23 protein-coding genes are annotated in these 21,293 nt (G+C 51.5%); 5 read left to right on the forward strand and 18 right to left on the reverse strand.

From position 1 onward, the window contains the following. Positions 1 to 23: 23 nt before the first annotated feature. On the forward strand, positions 24 to 2,471 hold the full coding sequence (gene lon, locus JOD20_RS16810) for an endopeptidase La (protein WP_204756379.1): 2,448 nt from the start codon (positions 24 to 26) through the stop codon (positions 2,469 to 2,471). 56 nt (positions 2,472 to 2,527) lie between these two features. Here the strand turns inward: lon and JOD20_RS16815 are convergent, their stop codons facing one another. The 5 genes from JOD20_RS16815 to JOD20_RS16835 form a co-directional block, all read right to left on the reverse strand. Continuing rightward, positions 2,528 to 2,914: an STAS domain-containing protein gene (locus JOD20_RS16815; RefSeq protein WP_054534364.1), complete on the reverse strand. Its 387-nt coding sequence runs from the start codon at positions 2,912 to 2,914 to the stop codon at positions 2,528 to 2,530. 30 nt (positions 2,915 to 2,944) lie between these two features. Next, positions 2,945 to 3,409 carry an ATP-binding protein gene (locus tag JOD20_RS16820; protein WP_204756380.1) on the reverse strand — a complete coding sequence of 155 codons (465 nt, stop codon included), beginning with the start codon at positions 3,407 to 3,409 and terminating at the stop codon, positions 2,945 to 2,947. Positions 3,410 to 3,419: 10 nt separating this feature from the next. Further along, complete coding sequence (locus JOD20_RS16825) at positions 3,420 to 3,884, reverse strand: ATP-binding protein (protein WP_083469822.1); 465 nt, start codon at positions 3,882 to 3,884, stop codon at positions 3,420 to 3,422. 172 nt (positions 3,885 to 4,056) lie between these two features. After that, entirely contained in the window at positions 4,057 to 4,599 is a 543-nt protein-coding gene (locus JOD20_RS16830; protein WP_204756381.1) for a YaeQ family protein, read from the reverse strand. An 8-nt stretch (positions 4,600 to 4,607) separates the two neighbouring features. Beyond that, entirely contained in the window at positions 4,608 to 6,137 is a 1,530-nt protein-coding gene (locus JOD20_RS16835; RefSeq protein WP_204756382.1) for a hypothetical protein, read from the reverse strand. Positions 6,138 to 6,708: 571 nt separating this feature from the next. Between JOD20_RS16835 and JOD20_RS16840 the strand changes: the two genes are divergently transcribed. Beyond that, on the forward strand, positions 6,709 to 7,587 hold the full coding sequence (locus tag JOD20_RS16840; protein WP_204756383.1) for a deoxyribonuclease IV: 879 nt from the start codon (positions 6,709 to 6,711) through the stop codon (positions 7,585 to 7,587). Continuing rightward, positions 7,588 to 8,100, forward strand: a complete 513-nt coding sequence (locus tag JOD20_RS16845; RefSeq protein WP_204756384.1) for a DUF5679 domain-containing protein — start codon at positions 7,588 to 7,590, stop codon at positions 8,098 to 8,100. A 209-nt stretch (positions 8,101 to 8,309) separates the two neighbouring features. Here JOD20_RS16845 and JOD20_RS16850 read toward each other — a convergent pair whose 3' ends face one another. After that, entirely contained in the window at positions 8,310 to 8,519 is a 210-nt protein-coding gene (locus JOD20_RS16850) for a type II toxin-antitoxin system HicB family antitoxin (protein ID WP_204756385.1), read from the reverse strand. A gap of 81 nt (positions 8,520 to 8,600) precedes the next feature. On the opposite strand from JOD20_RS16850, the gene JOD20_RS16855 reads away from it, so the two are divergent. Further along, the gene (locus JOD20_RS16855) at positions 8,601 to 9,086 is read left to right on the forward strand and encodes a hypothetical protein (protein WP_204756386.1); all 486 of its coding nucleotides are present in this window, start codon (positions 8,601 to 8,603) and stop codon (positions 9,084 to 9,086) included. Between the two features lie 169 nt (positions 9,087 to 9,255). Here the strand turns inward: JOD20_RS16855 and JOD20_RS16860 are convergent, their stop codons facing one another. The 5 genes from JOD20_RS16860 to JOD20_RS16880 all read right to left on the reverse strand — a co-directional run bounded on the left by JOD20_RS16860 (position 9,256) and on the right by JOD20_RS16880 (position 12,607). Beyond that, the gene (locus tag JOD20_RS16860) at positions 9,256 to 9,813 is read right to left on the reverse strand and encodes an MOSC domain-containing protein (RefSeq protein WP_204756387.1); all 558 of its coding nucleotides are present in this window, start codon (positions 9,811 to 9,813) and stop codon (positions 9,256 to 9,258) included. Between the two features lie 97 nt (positions 9,814 to 9,910). Then, complete coding sequence (locus JOD20_RS16865) at positions 9,911 to 10,222, reverse strand: hypothetical protein (RefSeq protein ID WP_110520126.1); 312 nt, start codon at positions 10,220 to 10,222, stop codon at positions 9,911 to 9,913. A gap of 66 nt (positions 10,223 to 10,288) precedes the next feature. Next, entirely contained in the window at positions 10,289 to 10,978 is a 690-nt protein-coding gene (phoU, locus tag JOD20_RS16870; protein ID WP_204756388.1) for a phosphate signaling complex protein PhoU, read from the reverse strand. Between the two features lie 40 nt (positions 10,979 to 11,018). After that, positions 11,019 to 11,687, reverse strand: a complete 669-nt coding sequence (phoU, locus tag JOD20_RS16875) for a phosphate signaling complex protein PhoU (RefSeq protein WP_204756389.1) — start codon at positions 11,685 to 11,687, stop codon at positions 11,019 to 11,021. A 143-nt stretch (positions 11,688 to 11,830) separates the two neighbouring features. Then, positions 11,831 to 12,607: a formylglycine-generating enzyme family protein gene (locus tag JOD20_RS16880; RefSeq protein ID WP_239583904.1), complete on the reverse strand. Its 777-nt coding sequence runs from the start codon at positions 12,605 to 12,607 to the stop codon at positions 11,831 to 11,833. An 81-nt stretch (positions 12,608 to 12,688) separates the two neighbouring features. Here JOD20_RS16880 and JOD20_RS16885 point away from each other — a divergent pair, with 81 nt between their 5' ends. Beyond that, entirely contained in the window at positions 12,689 to 13,378 is a 690-nt protein-coding gene (locus tag JOD20_RS16885; RefSeq protein WP_204756391.1) for a ComEA family DNA-binding protein, read from the forward strand. Positions 13,379 to 13,432: 54 nt separating this feature from the next. On the opposite strand, the gene JOD20_RS16890 is transcribed toward JOD20_RS16885, so the two are convergent. The 7 genes from JOD20_RS16890 to JOD20_RS16920 form a co-directional block, all read right to left on the reverse strand. After that, on the reverse strand, positions 13,433 to 14,647 hold the full coding sequence (locus JOD20_RS16890; protein WP_204756392.1) for a glycosyltransferase family 87 protein: 1,215 nt from the start codon (positions 14,645 to 14,647) through the stop codon (positions 13,433 to 13,435). Then, a complete protein-coding gene (gene thpR / locus JOD20_RS16895; RefSeq protein WP_204756393.1) occupies positions 14,640 to 15,221 on the reverse strand; it encodes an RNA 2',3'-cyclic phosphodiesterase in 582 nt (193 codons plus the stop codon). The genes JOD20_RS16890 and thpR overlap by 8 nt, the downstream gene beginning before the upstream one ends. Positions 15,222 to 15,236: 15 nt before the next feature. Next, a complete protein-coding gene (locus JOD20_RS16900) occupies positions 15,237 to 16,691 on the reverse strand; it encodes a proton-conducting transporter transmembrane domain-containing protein (protein WP_204756394.1) in 1,455 nt (484 codons plus the stop codon). Beyond that, positions 16,688 to 17,437 (reverse strand): hypothetical protein, encoded by a 750-nt coding sequence (locus JOD20_RS16905; protein WP_054533064.1) that lies wholly within the window; start codon positions 17,435 to 17,437, stop codon positions 16,688 to 16,690. The genes JOD20_RS16900 and JOD20_RS16905 overlap by 4 nt, the downstream gene beginning before the upstream one ends. Positions 17,438 to 17,478: 41 nt before the next feature. Further along, positions 17,479 to 19,332 carry a hypothetical protein gene (locus JOD20_RS16910; protein WP_204756395.1) on the reverse strand — a complete coding sequence of 618 codons (1,854 nt, stop codon included), beginning with the start codon at positions 19,330 to 19,332 and terminating at the stop codon, positions 17,479 to 17,481. A 3-nt stretch (positions 19,333 to 19,335) separates the two neighbouring features. Next, positions 19,336 to 20,412 carry a hydrogenase large subunit gene (locus JOD20_RS16915; protein ID WP_204756396.1) on the reverse strand — a complete coding sequence of 359 codons (1,077 nt, stop codon included), beginning with the start codon at positions 20,410 to 20,412 and terminating at the stop codon, positions 19,336 to 19,338. A gap of 118 nt (positions 20,413 to 20,530) precedes the next feature. Next, complete coding sequence (locus JOD20_RS16920) at positions 20,531 to 21,289, reverse strand: sulfite exporter TauE/SafE family protein (RefSeq protein ID WP_204756397.1); 759 nt, start codon at positions 21,287 to 21,289, stop codon at positions 20,531 to 20,533. Between the last annotated feature and the right edge of the window lie 4 nt (positions 21,290 to 21,293).

Below are 21,293 nucleotides of genomic sequence, written 5' to 3' on the forward strand. Positions count from 1 at the left end.
TGGTGCTAAAAAGGGGTTTTTGTATGTCAGATTTTGAACGAACGACCACGATTCCAGATGAAATCGCGATTTTGCCATTATTGGGAACGGTTGCTTATCCTCAAACCATCGTGCCATTGGCCGTTGGTCAGCCAGAGTCGATCCGTCTGATCGACGATTTGATGGCTGGGCAGCGAATTGTTGGCTTGGTGGCGCTGAAAAACGAAGAAGAACGACCCAACCCAGTTACGCCTGAAGATTTTTATCAACTTGGCAGCGCTGCGGTTGTGCATAAATTGATGAAATTGCCCGACGGCACCTTGCGCGTGGCGATGCAAGTGCTTGAGCGGATTGAGATTGTTGAAATTATTCAAACCGAGCCATATTACCGTGCCAAAATTCGGGTTGTGCCCGACCAAATTATTGAGAGCGAAGAGCTTGAAGTTATTGCCTTGATGCGCTCGATTGGCACGATTGCCAGCCAAATTGCGCCCTTGATTCCACAATTTCCCACCGAGTTGTTGAATTCGGTGCTGAGCGAAGAAGATCCACGCCGTTTAGCCTACTTGGTGGCTTCGTATGCCCGCATGAGCGTGACCGATCGCCAAGCGGTCTTGAGCGAGCCAAGCATCAAGCAAAAATTGCTCAAATTAAACGAAGTGCTGACCCGCGAGCTGAATGTGTTGCAAATTGGTCAGCAAATTCAATCGCAGGTGCAAGATGAGCTTGGCAAATCGCAGCGCGAATATGTGTTGCGCGAACAGCTCAAAGCAATTCGCAAAGAGCTGGGCGAAACCAACGAACAAGAAGTGGAAGTTGATCGCTTGGCCGAGCAAATCGAAGCTGCTGGCATGAGCGCCGAAGCCCACGAGCAAGCCATGCGCGAGCTTGATCGGCTGCGCCAAATGCCTGCTGCTGCTGCCGAATATAGCGTTATTCGCAGTTATTTGGAAACCTTGATTGCTTTGCCATGGCAAAAACGTAGCGACGACACGATTGATGTCGCGCAAGCTGCCGAAATTCTTGATGCCGACCATTATGGCTTGGCTGAAATCAAAGAGCGGATTTTGGATTATTTGGCGGTACGCGAGCTGCGCCGCAAGCGTTCGCCAGAGCGCGATCCAGGCCGTGGCGCAATTCTGTGTTTTGTTGGCCCTCCAGGCGTTGGCAAAACCAGCCTTGGCCGTTCGATTGCCAAAGCTATGAATCGCGAGTTTGTGCGTTTGTCGTTGGGCGGCGTGCACGACGAGGCCGAAATTCGCGGCCATCGCCGTACCTACATCGGCGCAATGCCCGGTAGCTTAATCCAAGCAATTCGCCGCAGCGGAGTCAACAATCCGGTTGTGCTGCTCGACGAAATGGATAAGCTCAGCTCAGATCATCGTGGCGATCCAACCTCGGCCATGCTCGAGGTGCTTGATCCAGCTCAAAACGCCAATTTCCGCGACCACTATTTGGATGTGGCTTGGGATTTGTCGCCAGTGATGTTTATTGCAACCGCCAATACCTTGCAAACCATTCCTGGGCCATTGCGCGATCGCTTGGAAATTATTCAGCTTGGCAGCTATACCACTCGTGAAAAGTACGAAATTGCCCAGCGCTATTTGGTGCCAGAGCAACGCGAGCAACATAGCCTTGAACAAAGCGAAGTTGAAATTCAGCCAGATGCCTTGTTGGTAGCGATTGAAGAATATACCCGCGAAGCTGGCGTGCGTAATTTGGAGCAACACATTGGCACGGTGATGCGCAAAGCAGCGCGTCAAGTTGCGCTTGGTTCGGCCACGCCAATTGTGGTTGACCCAGCCAAAACCCGTGAATATTTGGGCAAGCAACGCTACTTCTCGGAAATTCACGAGCGCACCGATCGGCCTGGGATTGTGACAGGCTTGGTTTGGACTCCGGTTGGCGGCGATATTATCTTTATCGAGGCCACCAAAATGACCGGACGCGGCAACTTTGCCCTGAGCGGCCAGTTGGGCGATGTGATGAAGGAATCGGCGCGAGCAGCATTAAGTTGGGTGCGGGCTGAAGGCGAAAGCTATGGCATCGACCCCCATTTTGCTCAGCATTTCGATTTGCATGTGCACGTGCCAGCGGGCGCGCAACCAAAAGATGGTCCATCGGCAGGGATTGCCATGGCCACGGCCTTGGTTTCGTTGCTGACAGGCCGCGCCCTGCGCGACGATGTGGCGATGACTGGTGAAATTACCTTGCGCGGCAAAGTGCTGCCAATCGGCGGCGTGCGCGAAAAAGTGTTGGCAGCCCATCGCGCAGGCATTCGCACCATCATTTTGCCACAACGCAATGTCGCTGATTTGGATGAAATTCCAGCAGAAGTGTTGGCCGAAATGGAATTCCACGGCGTTGAGCATGTTGGCCAAGTGATTGAGCTAGCCTTGCGCAAAGAGCCGAGCGAAGCGCCAGTCAGCGTGCCAGAATCAGCAGTGATGGAAAATTTAATCCCATCAGATGTTGAAGTTTTGGTTCATTAAACCCAAACAGCGCCGTTGGAATTGCTCCAACGGCGCTGTTTGTTTAAGCATCTGAATTATTGCTTGGTTGGTTCGCTAGCGGCTTTTTGATGGCGTTGCATCGCGGCGATAGCCTCTTCTTCGGTGGCGAAGATATCGGCATATTGGGCGAGGCCGACCATACGGAAAATCTTTTGGAAGTGTGGGCTAAGGCCGCTAATTGCCAGCTTTTGGGCTTGGCGATTGACCTCAGTGACCACCCCAATTAAAATAGCAATCCCCGCGCTGTTGATATAATCGCTTTGGCGCGAGTTGATAATAATATACTTAGCGCCATCTTTGCTAACGCCTTCGTATGCACCCGTAATGGCCTCTTCGGCAAATGTGGTTACATCGCCTTCGAGATCAATAATCCAAATCCCGTCACGTTGACGGGTGGTAACTTTCAATTCATCATCAATCATAGGTCCAAAACTCCTTGACCAAGGATCGCGCTAGGCTGTGGCTGATCCATGCCGTCGTGGTGGATTATACATCGCTAATCGAAAACGATTGCCTTGTCCAGGCCGTGACGGTAGAAAGCCGCACTCATCAACAAGTTGTTCAATGAGCATTAAGCCCATCCCTCGCGCCGATGCCAGCCCAGCAAGTTTTTGCTCGATGGTTGCTGTTTCGATCTCTTGGGAGGGGTGAAAACGAAGACCTTCATCGCTAATAACCAACACCAGCCGATTGCGTGAAATCGTGCAGGTGATATGGATGCGGCGTTGGGTTTGGCGCTGATTGCCATGTTCGATGGCATTGATACAGGCCTCGCTGAGCGCCGTGCGTAAATCCTCAACGCGCGTTGGGTCAAACCCCATATTCCGTGCGAGCGTACCAATTGCTTCACGGGCGATTTTTTCATAGCCAAGCTGGCTGGGAAATATCAGTTCGATGGAGGCTTGGGTTTGCGCCATGTTCTTCAACTCAACGATCTAGGTGGATAACCATCCGTAATTTATTGCCGCCTGATGGTGCGACCGAAAACTGGACTTCATCCATCAGTTCTTTAATTAACCAGATTCCCCAACCACCTTTATCGTCGCTATGCAATACCTGGTGAATGTCGGGTGTACGCTCAGTGATGGTTTGATCGAGGATTTTACGCCCTTGATCGGCCACATCAACAATCAACCCGTCATCGCTGCCAGTAAAGACCACCACGACTTTCATTGCTGAATCGTGTTGATTGCCATGTTCAATTGCATTCGTTACTGCTTCGCTGACGGCAGTGCGCAGCGAATCAACGCGATCATGAGAGAAGCCCATCCGTTTCGCCATTGCACTGGCGGTATCCATGGCGACTTTCTCGTACCCCAGCCGACTTGGCAAGTGGAGTTCAATCACCCGTTCTTCATCGCCACTAGGGGCCATGTATTGTGGATTGGACATTTGGAAACCTCACGTCGCTCGCAATGACGATGCTAGCCCTCAATATACCATAGGCGAATAAGCGTATGCAAGCTTGATTTTGCCGCTACTGGCGATTGAGCAAGGCTACGCTTCTGCCGAGTATAACAAAGGTTTCTGGCTGCTTCAAGCCCTATACTTATAATTATCGTTGCTAGTTATTAATCCGATGTTCTTCAATTTGGCTATTCAGGCTTTGGCCTGCAATTTCCACATAAATTTGTTGTTCAGTCACTGAAATGCCTAAATCGCAGCGGCGTTCGATCAAATTGGCAACGTTTTCAATAAAACGCCGATCAAAGGCATAGACCGGAATTTGCTCTGCTTGATAGATGCTTTTGCCGCTGAAATTGCCCAGCACTTGGGCAACATCGCGATGGGTGTAGACCGCCGCGCGCCCAGCGCGTTTGCTGCCGCGATGTAAACGCTCGGCATCTGGTGCGCCAACTTCAAACCAGCCAGTCACTTGTCCGGTCAAATCGCGAATCCAAACAGCGGGTTCGTCGCCAGCAGCCACGCCTTGGGTAAAGGCAATGCCATCAGTGTATTCCAAACAATAAGCCAAAATCCGCATCAACATATATTCTGCTGATTCAGATGGCTGGCGAGCGACGCGCAGCTCTAATTGCTCGTAGACGTTGCGGTCAACATTCGCCAAATCAACATTAATCGTATAAATGGTTGCACTAAGGGCCATAAATGCTCCTAATTAAGTAATTTTTGATAAATTGCTAGCTCGAAGGGGTTGCCATTGCTGTTGACCCCATGATACTGCTTGAGTAAACGAAACTGGGTGGGGTTTTCCAACAAACTGCGGGGCGTTTGCCATTGCAGCGTCCACGAAAAGCGCGAATCCCAAACCACAATGCTGCCAACTGGGGCTTGCTCAACTGCACTGGGCGTAATCTGCTGATACTTGGTTGGATCATAGGGATCGATGCCTGTGCCATAGGCAAACCATGGAATCGCCGCTAAAACCAGCTGCTGGCGATACTCGCTTTGCTTAAACCAAGCAGTGCTGTTGAGCACTTGCTGGTCGCTATCCTGCATGATAAAGGGCTGCACCCGAATGAATAGCCCCAATAGCCCGATGATTATGCTTGCGCCAACCAAGCGCTGATACCACAGCGTTTTGAGGGTTGGCAGCATCAGCAACGCCACCAAACCAATGCTGAGCAACGCATCGTAGAGCACAATTCCCCGAGTTCGCCAGCGAATCCAGGCCATGCCGAGCAGGCCAATGATAACCAAACCCAAGGCTCCGCGCATCGCCCAACGTCGCCAATTGATGGTTATAGGTTGACGTAATGCATGCAGTCCATAGGCGCTAAATGTGCCAATAATCGGCGCTAAAATAGCTAAGTGGCGATCGTAGCCAGCAATTTGGGTCGCAGGAATTTTCCAATAGCTGAGTGCCAAAATTGCGATATAGCCAACCGTCCACGAGTGCAGGGTGTTCCAGCGCAGGCGCAAAAAACCATAGACCGCCAGCGCAAACGGCACGCTGCCAAAGGCGACTGGCAAGCGCGTGATGTAATGCCACCATGGGCCAGTGCCATAAAACGCCACGCTGCCGCCTTTTTCAAACAACACCCGATCAAGCGGAAACAGCAGGTTGGTCCAATCGTTGAGCCGTAGCGCCCAAAAACCATTCCAAATCAACATTGGCAATGCCATCAGGCCAAGCTGCCAGTAGCGCCGCTCTTTGACCAGGCTGAAGGCGAAAAAGATTAATAGTGGCAGCGTTTCATAACGAGCCAGCGGAATCAAGCCTGCAAACAAGGCCATTAAATTCCAGCGTTGGCGGCGCTGGGCTAGCAAGGCCGCTGCTAAGTAAGCTGCGCAGGGCAATTCAGTTAATGCTGCAAAGCTGAGGCGAGCAAATTCTGGCTGAATGCCGGTGAAGATTGCTGCCAACCAATACCACTCAACCGCAAATTCTGCCGCCAAATATGCTGCTAAACCACAAATTAGCGCCGCCAAAATTGCGCTTTGCATGTGCACTGCGGTCAAGCTAAACTGGCTGATCAAAGCATAGGGGATGGTAAAACCTGGCCGCCCCCAAACATCGAACAATAACTCAGGGTGTTTGAGGCTCCAGCGGGCAATTAACAAATGCTGAATCGAATCGTCGCTGTAGGTGCCGCTAGAGCGCAATCCATAACTCACAAAAATTAATAGCAACAGGCCACAGCTTAGCCAGAGCCATTTGCTTGAACGACGCAAAAATCCCACCACACATTCCTCGTTGGCTCATTCGAACGTCTGGCAGTATACCACTGGTCGGCTGGGGATCGGGAAACTGTAACCGCGAAGAGCGCGAAGGGGTGAGAGATCAGGGGCTAGGGTTCAGGGATTAGAGATTGAGCAACTGTAACCACAAAGAACGTGAAGAGCACGAAGGGTAGGTTTTTGGCCACAGATTAGCACAGATTGTTTTGATTATTCTTCCCATAGCCAATAGCCTACAGTCAATAGCCATGGTTTCTCTGCGCCTCTGCATTATAAAGATTGATCCACGAAGGACACGAAGAGCACGAAGCATAGAGAGTACACATTTTGGCGTGCAGGCAGCGGAAGAATATTCCACGGAGAAACATTTGGGGGTGCAGGGGGCTGAAAACCCCCTGCGTCTCCCTCCGGCGGCGGGACGGAAGGGTGGTGATCATTCATTCTGTTTTGATAAATGTCTATTTTAAATTATAGTCTGCTTTGAAGAATAAATAATTGCTGCCAACTCCTAATCTCAACAATGGACTGAAAGTGCTATAATTGCAGGCGACACTTGTTTGGAGCGAGAAACCCCATGCCCAATTTAGGAGCGCATGTTTCAACCGTTGGTGGTTTGCACACAGCCTTTGAGCGCGCGCATGCCACAACCTGTCATGTGATTCAAATTTTTACCAAAAGCCAACGCCAATGGAATGCCAAGCCATTAAGTACCGCTGATTGTGCTAATTTTCAGGCGGCGCACCGTGATGCTGGCACGCCACCCTTGATTGCCCACGATTCATACTTGATCAATTTGGGCAGTCCCGATGATAGCTTATGGGAAAAATCGATCGCAGCGTTTCGGGTTGAGCTTGAACGTTGTCAGCAGTTGGGGGTTGGCGCGTTGGTCACTCACCCTGGCGCGCATGTTGGCTCAGGCGAGGACGCAGGCTTGGAGCGAGTTGGCGCTGCATTGCGCCGCTTATTAGCCGAAAATACTGGCGAAACCGAGATTTTGCTTGAGATTACCGCTGGCCAAGGCACGGCTTTAGGCCATAGCTTTGAGCATCTCGCCCGCTTGATCGAGCTTTGTGACGGTCATCCACGGCTTGGAATTTGCTTTGATACCTGTCATGGTTTGGCTGCTGGCTACGATTTTCGCACTGCCGAAGGCTACCAACGCACGTTTGAGCATTTTGATCGTTTAATCGGCATCGATCGCTTGCGTGCCTTCCATCTCAACGATTCCAAGAACGATCTTGGCAGCCGAGTTGACCGTCATACCCATATTGGTGAGGGATTTGTGGGCTTGAGCGGTTTCGAGTTAATTATGAACGATCCTCGCTTTCAAACGATTCCGATGGCCTTAGAGACCCCGAAAGAACCAGATGAAAGCGCAGATATTCGCAATTTAGCAACGCTGCGTGGTTTGCGCCGCTCAGTTGTTAGCTCAGCACCACAAAGCGAGGTATAAATGGGAAACCAACCAAAAAGCAAGCGCCGGTTGTGGGTGTCGTTGTTGTTGGGTTTGGCCGCTGTGGTGGTGATTGTGCGGCGCAAGCTGCAACCAATCGATTCGGCTCCAATCTTGCCACCGCCACCGCCGCCACCATCCGATCCGCCGCGGATCGTCTTGCCAACTGATATTTTAACCACGGAAATTGCGACCAGCGCTCCTGAAATCGAAGCTGATCCGGTTACCATCGAGCCAGAGCCAGTTGCTGATGAAGCGCCATTGTTGGAACGCGAGGTTGGCGGCAATGATGCAGCTAGTGTTGAAACCACTGAGCCAGTCGCTGAAGCTGAAGCCCCAGCCGAGGATGATGACGATGAGGATGAGTTGCGCAGCTACTGCGTCTCATGTCGCGCCAAGCAGCCAATGATCGATGCCCATGAAGAGTTGACCGAAAATGGCCGCCGTGCCTTGCGCGGAACCTGCGAAGTCTGTGGCGCAGGCATGTTCCGCTTTTTGCCCAACAAAGATTAAAATCTGTATTTAATGATGGTTTGTTCGATCATCTCTGTTTCCATAAATTGAAGTTTAGGGGGTACAGGGGGATTAAAGCCCCCTGTGTTTCCCTCCGGCGGAGGGACGGAAGGGTGGCGAACCATGAAGATTAACCAAATCTTGTGACTATGGTTGCCGCTTTAAAGTACTCTTGGTAGCTTAGGCCTACTAAGAGTACTTTATTTTAATCATGAAGCTTCTGGCTCAAATTCAATATAATCAACTAAGGTGGTTGAAGGTGGAATCTCTTCGCCTTCCAAATGCATAACGATCGCTTCTTGCAAGAGTTGTTTAACTTCTTCTGGCGTTTCACCAGTGGCAACACAGCCTAAAACATCGAGAATATAGCCTGAACAATTGTTTGGGCCTTGTTCAATCACAATTGCATAGCGCATCATTGCTCTCCTTTGTTGAAGTTGATTGCACAAGTATAGCAAATTAAGTATAATTTGGCTGCTAATTATTGCTAGGGAGAGAAGATGAATTATTTACGCATCGCAACAGTATTCATGGTATTAGGTTTAATGCTCGTGCTTGCTGCCTGTGGCACTGCCGCACCCTCGGCTGCATGTTATCCCCTGAACGAGATCGAACAACGTGCGGAAATTGCCTTTTTGCCAGCTGATACGGTTCGCTTGAGTTATGAGGCAACTAGTGGTGAAAATTATCAAGAAAGCCCATATTATGGGGTTGTCCGCGTCGTGATGGGCAGTATGCAGAATACAAGCAGCGTCTTCCAGACCTACAGCGACTATCTTCAGCAACAAGGATGGACGCAAGACATCGCGTATGCTCATGAAATTATGTGGTCTAAAGAGGCACTGACCCTGAGGATCATTGCTACTGATCCCAATAACAGTCGTGGTATTCCAGCCGAATCGAAACAAGTCCATCGCACATGGTATGTGCTCTTGCTTGGAGAATCCAAAGCAAGTGAATGCTCAACCACCACAATACCCAAATAATGCGCTGATCTAAAAGCCCTAAAACTCCAAACGGCCCAGTTGGGCCGCTTGAAGAAGAGAAGAGTGTGTGTGAGGAGGAAGGATTTGTGTATAGTATCGCCTTCTTAGCTTACCGAGAACCTAACGATTGCTCACACCCATAGTCCTATATTCCTGCTTGCCATGGGGGTTAGATTTTGCTAACAATATCCCCTTGGCGAATTGTGCCTGGCTGGACAACGCGGGCGTTGATGCCGCGCAAGTGTAATTCCTTGCCGACCGCCGAATTGACAAACTTGATTGCATCTTGGCCATAGCGTTGAGCAAATTTTTTGCAACCATTATGCGGTTGATCGGTTACCTCGATAATTGCATCGCCAATTGCCAAGCGCGTGCCTGCTGGCAAATTCTCGTCGCTCAAATCAAGATCAATAAATAATTGATCGCCAGCCAATTGCCAACGCTCTTGATCTGGCGAGAGCAGGCCAATCGAGCGCACATTGATAATATTCAGCTGCATATCGGGGTGCGAGCTACCATCTTCGGTGCGCGAACTGCCGCGAGTTTTCCAATTGTCGCCAACTAAGCCTTCGACCAAATCGAGCTGGCCTTGATCGAGCACTTCGCGTTGCTCGCTGGCAGGTCGACGAACGATTAATTGCAAAACCCCTTGATTCTTGGGCGCTTGGCGAATATGGTCTAAGCCAGCTTCAAGCGTCTCCATTGGAACATATTCAAGATCGATCATAGTACCTACCTCAGCCTAAACAAAAAAACGAGCCTCCTGTTGGAGACTCGCTGCGCCAACTGTGGCGCTTTATTATGCCATAGCCATGGCTGTGATGCTAGCGGAATTTGAGCAAATTGCCCAATTTGATTCCGTGGGCTTGCAAGCGTTTGCCAACATTGCCCAAAACCCAGGCAATGGGGGCGATTGCGGCCAAGGCTAAGCCAAGCCACAAGCTAATCGACCAAGTTTCAAGCAGCGCCGCCCGCCAAACGAGCAACGCGCCCAGCGCTGAAAGCCCAGTCCAAATGCCAAGCAGCCAGAGCATACTTGCCCGGCCTTGAATCGCACCGCGCAAGGTTGCCACTGCAACCCAGCCGAATCCGAGCAATGCCAAAAAGCCGAGCCACGCCAATAACGTCCAAATCATACATCCTCCAATGCCAAGCAAATGCAATCCGAGGATACTACGCTGTTAGCGCCCCAAGGTTCCAGCTTAGTGATTAAGCGCCACAACCTTGCCCGTAATCAGATATTCGATCTGTTCAGCCAAGTTGGTAACCCGATCGCCGAGCCGTTCGAGGTTATGCGCCAAGGTCAGCAGGTGAATTGCTGCGGCAGCTAGCTCAGGGCTGCTAGTTGAAATGTTAACCGTGGCTTCGAACATCTCACGATACAATTGATCGATCACATCGTCGAGCGTCGTTACGCGGTCGGCAAAGCTGCGATCGTTTTTGCGCAACGCTTCGAGGCCTGCATGCAAAATTTCGCTGGTTCGCTGGCTCAATTCGCTAATTAAGCGCGGAATTGGCTGCGGCATTTCGGCGACGCTCACAAAATTGGGGGTGGCAGCAATTCGTTCCTGCAATTTACAGATCGTCGCCGCATAATCACCCATGCGTTCTAGCTCTGGCAGAAGGCTGAGAACCACACTCACCAAGCGCAAATCACGGGCTAATGGCTGTTGAGTTGCGATGATCAACAGGGCTTGATCATGCAACCGCTGAACCTCGTGATTGATTGTTTGGTCGTTTTGCACAACCTTGCGCACCGCCGCTTGATCGTAAAGTTTGATCGATTGAAGCGCTTCAGATAAAGCTGCTTCAACCATGGTGCCAACGCGAAAAACCCCATCGTGCAACTCGGTGAGTTGTTCATCAAAAACTTGACGGTAAGACACGCCCATTGAAAACCTCCAACAGAGAATTTGCCAACCTGTTCTTCAATTACGCCCGTTGTTCATTCAGGTCGGCCATTTGCCCTGTTGCCATAAAGACAACCCGTTCACCGATATTGGTGGCACGGTCGGCGATGCGTTCGAGATTATGCACAACATACAATAAACGGGTTGCTTGTTCAACAGTGCTGGCATCAGCAATCATAACTTCGAGAATTTCGCGTTGAACGCGATCGGTTTGGTTGTCGATTTCGTCATCAGCAGCGCTGAGGGTTTTGGCCAGCTTAACGTCAATCCGCGTATAGCATTCCAATGCGGTGCGCAGCATCGTTTGCGCTTTGCTGGTCATCGATGGCACTTCAGCTTGCGGTTTGAGCGCTGGTGTTTGGCCTTGCCGAATCGCAATTTTGGCAATCCCTTCAGCATAATCGCCAACGCGCTCAAGCTCACTCGCAATCGTAATAATCGCACTCACTAAGCGTAAATCACGCGCGACTAATGGTTGTTGGGTTGCAAACAGCAAGAGGGCTTTTTCTTCCAAAGCATATTGGGCTTTGTCAATTAAATCATCGTTGCGAATAACATCCTGGGCCATGGCCTCGTCATGGTTGGTTAAGGCCTGAATCGATTGGCCAATGGCGGTTTCGACCAACGCTCCCATGCGTAAGAGATCATCATTCAGTGACCGAAGTTGCTGCTCGTAATGTTCCCGTGACATACCATCCTCCGATGCGCTAGGAAGGCTACGCCTGCTGGATAAAGTAGCTGAAATGTCGAATTAGCTTCCCGTGAATAGCCTGCGATTATACCACGCTTTTGGCTTTTTTTTCGATTGAATTAGCTTGATTATGCAGTCAGCGATTAATCACTCTTGGGCAAGTTGTAGGCCAGCCGAAAGCCTAATAAATGGGTCGAGCGTTCAGGTGGCAAGCGAAAACGGCAGGTATTGCGGGCAAAATGGCCAGGATTGCCCCAGCAGCCACCGCGCATAATCCGCCGCCGATCAGCTTCTGGAGCAGCTTGCAGCGCTTCGCGACCATCATCAGCAACATAGGGATACGATTTTTGCAGCGAGTTTGTCCATTCCCAAATATTGCCCGCTAAATCGTAAACCCCAAATGGACTTGCTGCCTGTGGATAACTGCCAACCGGTGCTAAGCCACCGCGCATGCTTTCTTTAATATTCATCAGTGTCGGGTCAAAATCATCGCCCCACGGATAGATGCGCGTATCATCGCCACGCGCCGCTCGCTCCCACTCTGCTTCGCTCGGCAAGCGCAAGGCTAGGCCGACTTCGCCGCTCAGCCAGCCACAAAAGGCTACCGCTTCATCCCATGTTACATCGACTACTGGATAGGCGGCAAGCTCTGCTGGCGGTTGCGAGCCATGCCAGACAATCGGCGCACGCTGGCCTGAATGCTTGATCCACTGCGCATATAGTTCATTGGTAACTGGCACTTGGGCCAGCGCAAAGGCGGCAATTTCAACTGGATGTTGCGGGGCTTCTTCCGCATACGATTCGCGCGTGCCACCGAAACGTCGCGCTAAATCGCTGAGTTGCTCGTTGGGCGTGCCCATCTGCAAAATCCCATGCGGAATTGAGCAGAAATGGGGCAAAAGATCACGAATTTGCTTCAATTGGGCTTCCTTCATGCCAAAAAATGCCAATCTGTGGCTCTAAAGATACCAGACTTTTAATTGTGCTTGGGAGGTGCGCCGATGTTACAAAAAATTCGTTGGCAATGGCTACTGGGAATTGGCGTGGCTGGCTTTTTGGGCTGGAATCTTTGGCAATCAACCGCCAGCGCTGGCTCGGAGGGCGAGGAGGCCTTGAGTTTATGGCCGACTAGCGCGCCAACTGAAGCGCCAACGCTTGAGCCAATTACGCCGACTTTGGCATTAACTCCAACTATGGCTGTCGCCGAAGCAACGCCTACGGTTGGCATGTTGGGAGCATATATTAGTGGCGCGGTGGCTAAGCCTGGGGTTTATGAGTTGCCGCTTGGCGCGCGGCTTGATGATTTGGTGCAGGCGGCTGGTGGCTTGCAGCCCGATGCTGATTCACAGGCGCTGAATTTAGCGGCCTATTTGCAGGATGCTCAGCATGTGCATGTGCCAATTGTTGGCGAAACGCCTGCGCCGACCAGCGAGCCAACGCCTGTGCCCCAAGCGGCAGTGCCCGTGCAAGTGCCAACTAGCGTCCCTCGTCAACCAACATTAATCAATATCAACACGGCAAGCGCTGCTGAATTAGAAAGCTTGCCCAAAATTGGCCAAGCGATTGCCGAACGGATTGTGGCCTATCGCGAGGAGCATGGCGCGTTTGCCACGATTGAGGCCATTCAAGAGGTCAAAGGGATTGGGGCTAGCACCTTTGCGGAAATCGAAAGCCTGATTACGGTCGAATAGCTGTTGCTTGCTGATGGTGATGCTTACCCATCAGCAAGCAAGCTTGGTTAAATGCTAGGTTATGCTTGCTGGTTCAAGCTTGATCGCCTGATACTGTGGGCGCAAACGGATGCTGACAATTAACAAGCTAATAGCAACGAGGGTTGGTAAACGAATGCCCAATTCGCCTTCAAGTAATATCGTACCCATAAAGCTAAGCCATGGCAGCGCTAAACAATATTTTGGCAGCCACGTTGGTTGTTGGCGTTGTTGATAGAGTTGGAACAGTAACAGCACTGGTGTGACATAGAGCATTGTATCGTGAACATACATATGCAAGGAAAACAATGCGCCACAGGTTACGGCCAAACTATAATTCCACGCTTGTTGTTGGGGATGTTTGGGCGAGCGCCACACGAACCATGTATAGCTGATTGCGGCTAAACCAAGCCCAATTTGTGAGATCGTGTTGATCAATTGTTTGTTTTCGTTGCCAAACCACAAGGTTAAGGTGCCGCGCAAGGTAAGGGTTTTACTTGGTTTAAGCCCATTTTGGTCGAAGAAATTTAAGGTCTTGCTGCCAATATCTAAATAGTTGGGCCACATATCCCAGCCCCAGATCAGACTGCTTAGGCCAATAAAGCTGGCACAAATCAGCGCAAACCAGAGTAAGGCGCGCCAATAGCGTTGGAGCACCAACCACAAGCCAATGAAAAGGACAAATTGAAATTTGAAGGTCGCTATAAACAACCAACATGCTGCCTTAAACCATTGTTCGCGTTGAGTTGAACGATAAACTTGATAGGTCGCCAAGAGCATTAAGAACGAAAATGTGCCTAAGAAAAGAACAGTTGAAATCGTATGGAAGCCAAAAATTGCACTAATTGCCAGCCATTTATTCGCCGATTCAGTGTTACCAAGGTCTTGAAAGACGAGCCAAAGAATAGAGGCTAAAAGGCAGAGATTAATCGCATACCACACGAAAAACGATACGGTATAGGGCAGCCACGTTAATGGAATCATGAAGATTGCTGTATGTGGCGGGTTGACATAAATAAGTAAATTGCTGACATCACCTGGTTCAAACCCGCGATATGGCTGCTGCACATCGGTTTGGGTTTTCATATCATAGAGTAAATCGGCCTGATCGGTTTTAACAATTTCGCCTGCGGTGTAAAAACTTGCATAATCAGATATATCAGGGGTGAATCCCCATACAAAGCCCGTTAATATTAAACATAATCCGATAATAATATTGGTTAGGGTAAGTATTGAACGATAATCACGCATGATCGATGCTCCATGTCTCAAGGGCTTGATAGCGGCTACCTTGGGGTTGGGTAATGCTTCGAATAAGCTGGCATGTGGAATAGGGCGCTGGATGGGCTGGCCATTGGCTTGCTTGGAGTTGGCGCGTCAGCGCTTCAAGCTGCTGCTTGGTTAATCGATCGCTGACGTAGCCCAAGGTAATATGCGGATGCCATGGTCGATCTTCGGCGACAATCCCAATCTGGCTGCTGCACGCAACAATTGCTTGTTGCAGTTGAAGCAGCTGCGCGGGCCATTGTTCAAAGCCAGCCCAAACGACGCGTGGCTGGCTGGCATTTGGAAAATAGCCCCACGTATTGCAACTGAGGATTGGGGCAGGTTGGGTTGTGAGCGCTGTGCTTAGGCTTTGTTGCAAGCTTGGCAAGCGCTCGACCGCGACATTGCCCAAAAATTGCAAGGTGAGATGCAGGTTTTCGGGCTTGCTCCAGCGAATTGGCAGCTTCAGACGGCGTAACTCTGCTTGGATCGCCAATAATTGAGCATGGCAATCGGCGGGCAGATCGAGGGCAATAAAACAACGCCATTGCTCGCTCATGCTCAGTCCTTGCGATTAAAGGAATTGCACAAAAGTCAGGCCGCGTACTGCTTCAATAATTGGGTCAAGCACTAGCGGCGGATACAAGCCAATCAGCAAACAAATGCCAAGCAAGGCCACGGCAACGGTGGTTGCGCCCAAGGGTTCGGTGCGCTGTGGTGGCGGTGGCGGTAAGCCCAAGCCGCGAAAATCGGTTAAATCTTCTTCGGGCAACGCTGCTGGGGCACGACCTAAGAAGTGGTCGCGCAAAACCAAGGCAAAGGCATATGCGCCTAACATCGTGGCAATCAGCAACGCCACAAGATAGCCGCGGCCCTCTTCAGCAGCACCTTGGTAGAGCAAGGTTCTGCTGGCAAAGCCATTGAATGGCGGAATGCCGAGCAAGGCCAAAACTCCACAGATAAAAACGCCACTGGCCCAAGGTCGTCGCCGCAACCAGCCATCGCCAGCAGCTGCCCGCGTTGGTTCGGGCCGCTCTAGCAAGGCCACTGCTGTCCACAATACCACGCTCAAGACCAATTGATTGAAGGCTTGGAAGAGCGCGCCAGTTAAGCCAGTGGTCGAAGAAACCACGCCAAACAGCATCATACCGCTATCGGAAATTAACAACATTGCCAAGAAGCGGCGTAATGATGGCCGTTCGTGGATCGCCAGCAAACTGCCGCCGATTGCCGAACCAAGCGCCACAAAACGCACTAAGCGCAAGCGCCCAGGATCAAGCGTCAACAAGCCAGGCGCGAGCAAAAATTGGAACGCCGAAACCAAAAACAGCAGCGCCGCCAAATTGATCATGCCAATCAGAATGCCGACCAAGGGTGGCGAATCTTCGAGCAAATCGGGCAGCCAACTGTGAAATGGAATAATTGCCAAGCGCAAGCTGATGCCGACAACCAACAAGGCCAACAATGGCCGGGCTAATGAGGTTGTGCTTAGGCGATCGGGGGTATTTTCGAGGTCGGCCAGCACAAAACACAAAGCCAACAACACGCCAGCCAGCAGCATCATCACCAAGTAGCGCAAACCACTGCCAATTGCCCGACCGCGCAGCAAGGTTGTTGTGCCAATTGGCAAATCGACTTGAGCCAGAATAATTGCCAAGCCCGTGGCCAGCAGCAAAAGCGTAATTAAGAATGGCGATTGAACATCAATCGTTAATGCAGCATTGATCAAACTAAAAATAATCAAGCCAATCACCACGAAATTTTCGCCGTGCGCCACTCGCGTCGCCACAATAAAGGTTATACAAAAACTGCCAGCGACGGCAAGCAAAAATAAGCGATTAATTGCTCGCACCGTCATGCTTACGCCAACGATGCTAATCGGCTGATCAACAGGCACTTGCCAAATGACCCAGCCAAGCAAAATGGTCGTGCCAATCGCTAAAATTTGCACCAAGCCTTGTTGTTGGCGCAGGGCAAAACAGACCACCGCCATGACCAATGGCAAGCAAAACATCAGCAAGAAGGTCATTTCAGGCGCTCCGTTTCACTCAGATTCAAGGTTTTAAAGCGGCCATAGAGCAAACCGCTGAGGTAGGCGATGGCCAAAGCCAAGAGCAAGGTAACCAAACTCAAGGTTCCTAAGGCCAAAATGTTAATTCGATTGGCCAAGGTGGTGTAGAGCAAGTCTAAGCCGCTTAGACAGAGCAATAAGCCTAGCCCAAGCTTCAAAATATCGGTGGCTAGCACGAGGCTAATCAAGCCAATAAACACCTGCCAATACCAGATAAAATCGATTGCACGCGCCAAGCCAAGCTGATCGGGATACATTTCGACTGCCAATGGCAAGACGCGGGGCAAGAAAAAGCTGGCCAAGCCAACCAAGAGTGTGGCCCAAATTGGCACAATATAATCGCCAAATTTGCGATTTTCTTGGGTGCTGGCGCGTTGGGCAACCCGGGCGGCGCGGCGTAGCTCAGCCAACGAAAATTCATCGAGATCTTCAAGGCCATACTCGCGCGAGAAGGTCAGCGCCGTAATGCCCAGAATAATCGCCACGCCCACGCCGGTAATCAACTTAATAAAGACCAGTGAGCTAAACTGCCGTCCAGCAATCACCAAATCTGGCACAATAAATTGCTGTTGGGCAATAAACAGCCCTTGGGCAATATAGTTAACCAAAACCGCAATCAGGCTAAAACGCCAATCACGCATAATCGCGATGACTGCGCCGCTGGCCACCAGCAACGTCATTAAAATCCAGATGGTGATTGTCATAGGCTGTTTATGCTCGCCGGATCAAGCCGAGTGAGCTTCCTCTATTGAATTAATAACAAAACAATCGTAATCGCTGCGATTAGGATGCCGGTCAGATAGTAGCGCCCGCTAAAGAGTTGCAAAACCCAGGCGACGCGGCTGCTGAGGCCTTGCAAGATGCCATGACTTTGGCGCAAGGCTGGACGTGGATTGCCGAGCAAGGCAAGGCCGCTAAGCATACGGCTGCTGGCTGCTGGCAAATGCGCCGTGCCATCATCACGATCCGGCTGTTCGCCGCCAGTCCACGGCATCATTGCTTGGCGATGGCTGCGAAAACAACCGAAGAGCAGAATGATAAAACCAAGCGCTAAGCTTACCCGCAAGCCAATACTCATGCTGCCAAGATCTTCCATTGGGCTGGGAACTGCTTGCAAAGTACGCAGGGCTGGTTGCAACACCCAAACCAAGATTTCAGGAGCCAAACTCAAGCCAATCAAGGGCAAACTCAGCCCAAGCAAGAGTCCATCGTTCGCACGGCCTGCATCGACTGGAGTAACTGGGCGCTGGGGATCGACCCGCCAAAACAGTGCATTCGAGCCAATAAACGAGAGCAAAAGCAAGCCACTGCTGACGAAAAAGACACCCATGCTCCAACCGCCAGCGCCAGTGTAATCCATGAGCCAACGGCGCGCCCAAAAGCTAGGCAATGCAGGTAAGCCAACTGCCGCTGCGGTAGCCAAGGCATAGGCCAAGCCAGCAGCCCGCAATGGTGCGCCTAGCGCCGGTTGTTTGGCGATCAAGTCGCTGCCGCTGCGGCGTTCCAAGGTGCCGAGGGCCATTGCTCCAAGCATGGTTGCAACCAAGGTTGTGACGGTAATCGTCAGCGTTGCCATCACAACAGCAGTATTGTGTTCGCCGCCGAGTGGCAGATTTGGCTTGTAGCGACCCAAGGCCATAGCCACATTGCCCCATTGGGCCACTGCCTGCCAACCAACCAACGGGCCAAAGCGGGTTGCGCGCAACGCATAGGCCGCCCCGACAATACTGGCCAACGCGCCAACGTAGCTTAAGCCCATAAACCAGGTTTCTGGCCAGGTGCCAAGATTCAGCCCAAAGAAGCGCAAGAAGGTATAGACCGCTAGCACAGGCACGCCAGCACTGATGATTAAGCCATGCAAGGCTGGCGTTGTATCTTCGTCGTCGCTGAGCACGCGGCCAAATGGCGGGAAGCCAAGCGCAATGCCAACCCCAACTGCCAGCGGCAACCAAGTGCGTAAATATTGACCAACCCCAATATCGGCCATCACAAACGAGCCATCAAGCACATCTTCTGGCCGTACTGATTGACTGAGAATTGCCACCAAAATTGCAAAGCCGCTGATGCCGCTCATGCCCAAGGCCGAGGGCGTGCGCTGATCGTCGCTGCCAACAACTTGGCGTGCAAGGGTGCTGCCCAATAAGGCCAGCCCCCAGCCAAACGCTAGCAGCAGCAAATCGCCAGCCAAAATGCCCAGCAAACTGCCAAAGACCATAATCGCAATGCCCGACCAGAGCCGCCCATAGCCAACCAAGCCTCGCCCAAGCGCTAGCGCCAAGTGGGCAAAGCCAATGCTGGTGAGCAACAAGGTGATGCCTGCAAAGAGCAAACTCAAGCCATCAAGGTGCAAGGTCAGCAGCGAGCGCATCAGTGGGTTGGGGCCAACTCCATAGCTGGTAAGCCAAGCCCGTTGGCCAACATCACGCGGCAAATCGCCTTGAGCAAGCCACCAAATGATAGCCAGTGCTCCAAGCGCCAAGCCGCTGGCGATTAAGCCCAACAAGCGCGTGCGCAAACGCTGGCCAGTCAACCAACTGACCAAAGCGATGATCATCAACAGCCCAAAGGGCGCAAGGGTGAGTAGTGTTTGTCCGTTCATGCGTTATTCTTCGCTACAGGCAGTGCAAGCACTAGCCGAGGCGATAATTAAGGGTGCGTCGTCGATATTCATTCCAGCCAAAATTGTCCGTGCAATCAAACGATCGAATTGACGTGGTGCATCGATCTTGACGCTGGTTAATTTGACTCCATTGCTTTGAATGCTATAGCGTAGCGTGCCCCGAGCTGATTCAACATTCGCCGTGACGCTGCCTTGCGGCACGCTATCGGGCGCGTTGCCAGCCCAATCGCCGCTGGGCAAATTGGCGAGCACCCGAATTGCCAATTTGAGGCTTTCAAAGGCTTCAAGCGCAAAAATGACCAAGCGCGCATAGACATCGCCGCGCTCTTGGGTGACGCGGCTTGGTGGAAATTGGGCATACGCACCGTAAGCGCGATCAATTCGGGCATCAAATCCAATGCCAGCTGCCCGCGCCATTGGGCCGCGCACACCAAATTGTTCGGCTGCCTCGCGGCTCAGCACGCCAATCCCCACGCAGCGACGCAAAACCCCGCGATGATCGATAAAGCGATCAACGAAGCGATACATTAAGCGTTCGAGGCGACGAAATTGCAGCGCCATCGATTCTTGTTCGGTGCTGCTGAGATCTTGGCGCACGCCGCCTGGCACAATATAGTTGGGCGGCGTGCTACTGCCACATAAATGCTGCATAACTTCAAATAAGCCATGATGCAGTTTTTGCACATGCTCAGCATCGCGCTGCAAGCCCAAAATCGTCAGCACATCTTTCATGGTGCTAAGATGGACGGTGGCGCGTTCGACTTCGCAAGCCAGCAGGCGTAACGCAGCAGCCCGTTCAGAAGCGTTAATTTTAAGTAATTGTTCGAGTGCCAAGCAAAATCCCAACGAGTGGGCATGGCTATCGGCGGCACAAATATGGCTCACAAGGTGCAATCCCTGAGGAATGGTGGTGCGCGTCAAACGCTCGCTAATGCCGCGATTGGTGTAGCCATCGCGAAATTCAACATCAGCAATCTGTTCGCCCTCAACCCGTAAGACCATGCGCATCGGGGTTTGCCAGTCGGGGTGAAACGGGCCAAGCGGTAAAACGTAGCTCAAACTCAATGCCTCACACAGATCACGAACCATCAACCCTGCCGATTATAGCATAGGCTTCTCGATACTGTGGAATTGGTTGGCAAATGGCGCTCCTGCCGCAACAACAGCGCCACTACAATTAAGCCAAGGGGAAGTTTTTAATCACGAGGAAGATGCCAAGGGCAATCACGAAGAAGGCAAAGCTGCGTTGTAAGGTTTGAACTTGAACTTTTTGGGCGAAGCGAGTGCCGAGCAAGTTGCCAATCACGCCGCCGCTGATAATCAAGCCAATCAGCGTCCAATCGAAATGGCTGCCCTGCAAATGGCCCAAAATGCCAGCGCTACTATTTAATGCAATCACAATCAGCGATGAGCTAATGGCGGTGCGCATTGGCATATGCAGCAACAACACCAAGGCTGGCACAATCAAAAATCCGCCGCCAACGCCCAAGAATCCGGTCAAAAAGCCAACCCCTAGCCCGCCCATCACGACTGCTGGCCATGCGATCGCTTGTTCGTCGGTTTTGGCTTGAACTTTGGGGCGCAACATCATACTGCCGATGATCAGCATCAGGCTGCCAAACATTGTCAATAGCCAAACCTCTGGAATGTATTGCGAAACGCGTGCGCCCAAAAAGGCTGCGCCCAAGCCGATGCCGCCAAATACAAAGGCATGGCGCAACATACACGGGCCGCGCCGACAATTCAGCCATGCCCCAAAGGCGGCGTTCAAGCCAACAATCACCAATGAACTGGTGGTTGCGTCGTGAGCGCTTAGCCCAAGCACATAAACCAAGGCTGGCACGGTCAGAATCGAGCCGCCGCCGCCCAACATTCCCAAGGTGAGGCCAATGCTAGCACCGACCAACAGTGCTAGCCCTATCAAACTTATATTCATGAGC

It is taken from the genome of Herpetosiphon giganteus, assembly GCF_016907925.1.
Lineage (GTDB): Bacteria > Chloroflexota > Chloroflexia > Chloroflexales > Herpetosiphonaceae > Herpetosiphon > Herpetosiphon giganteus.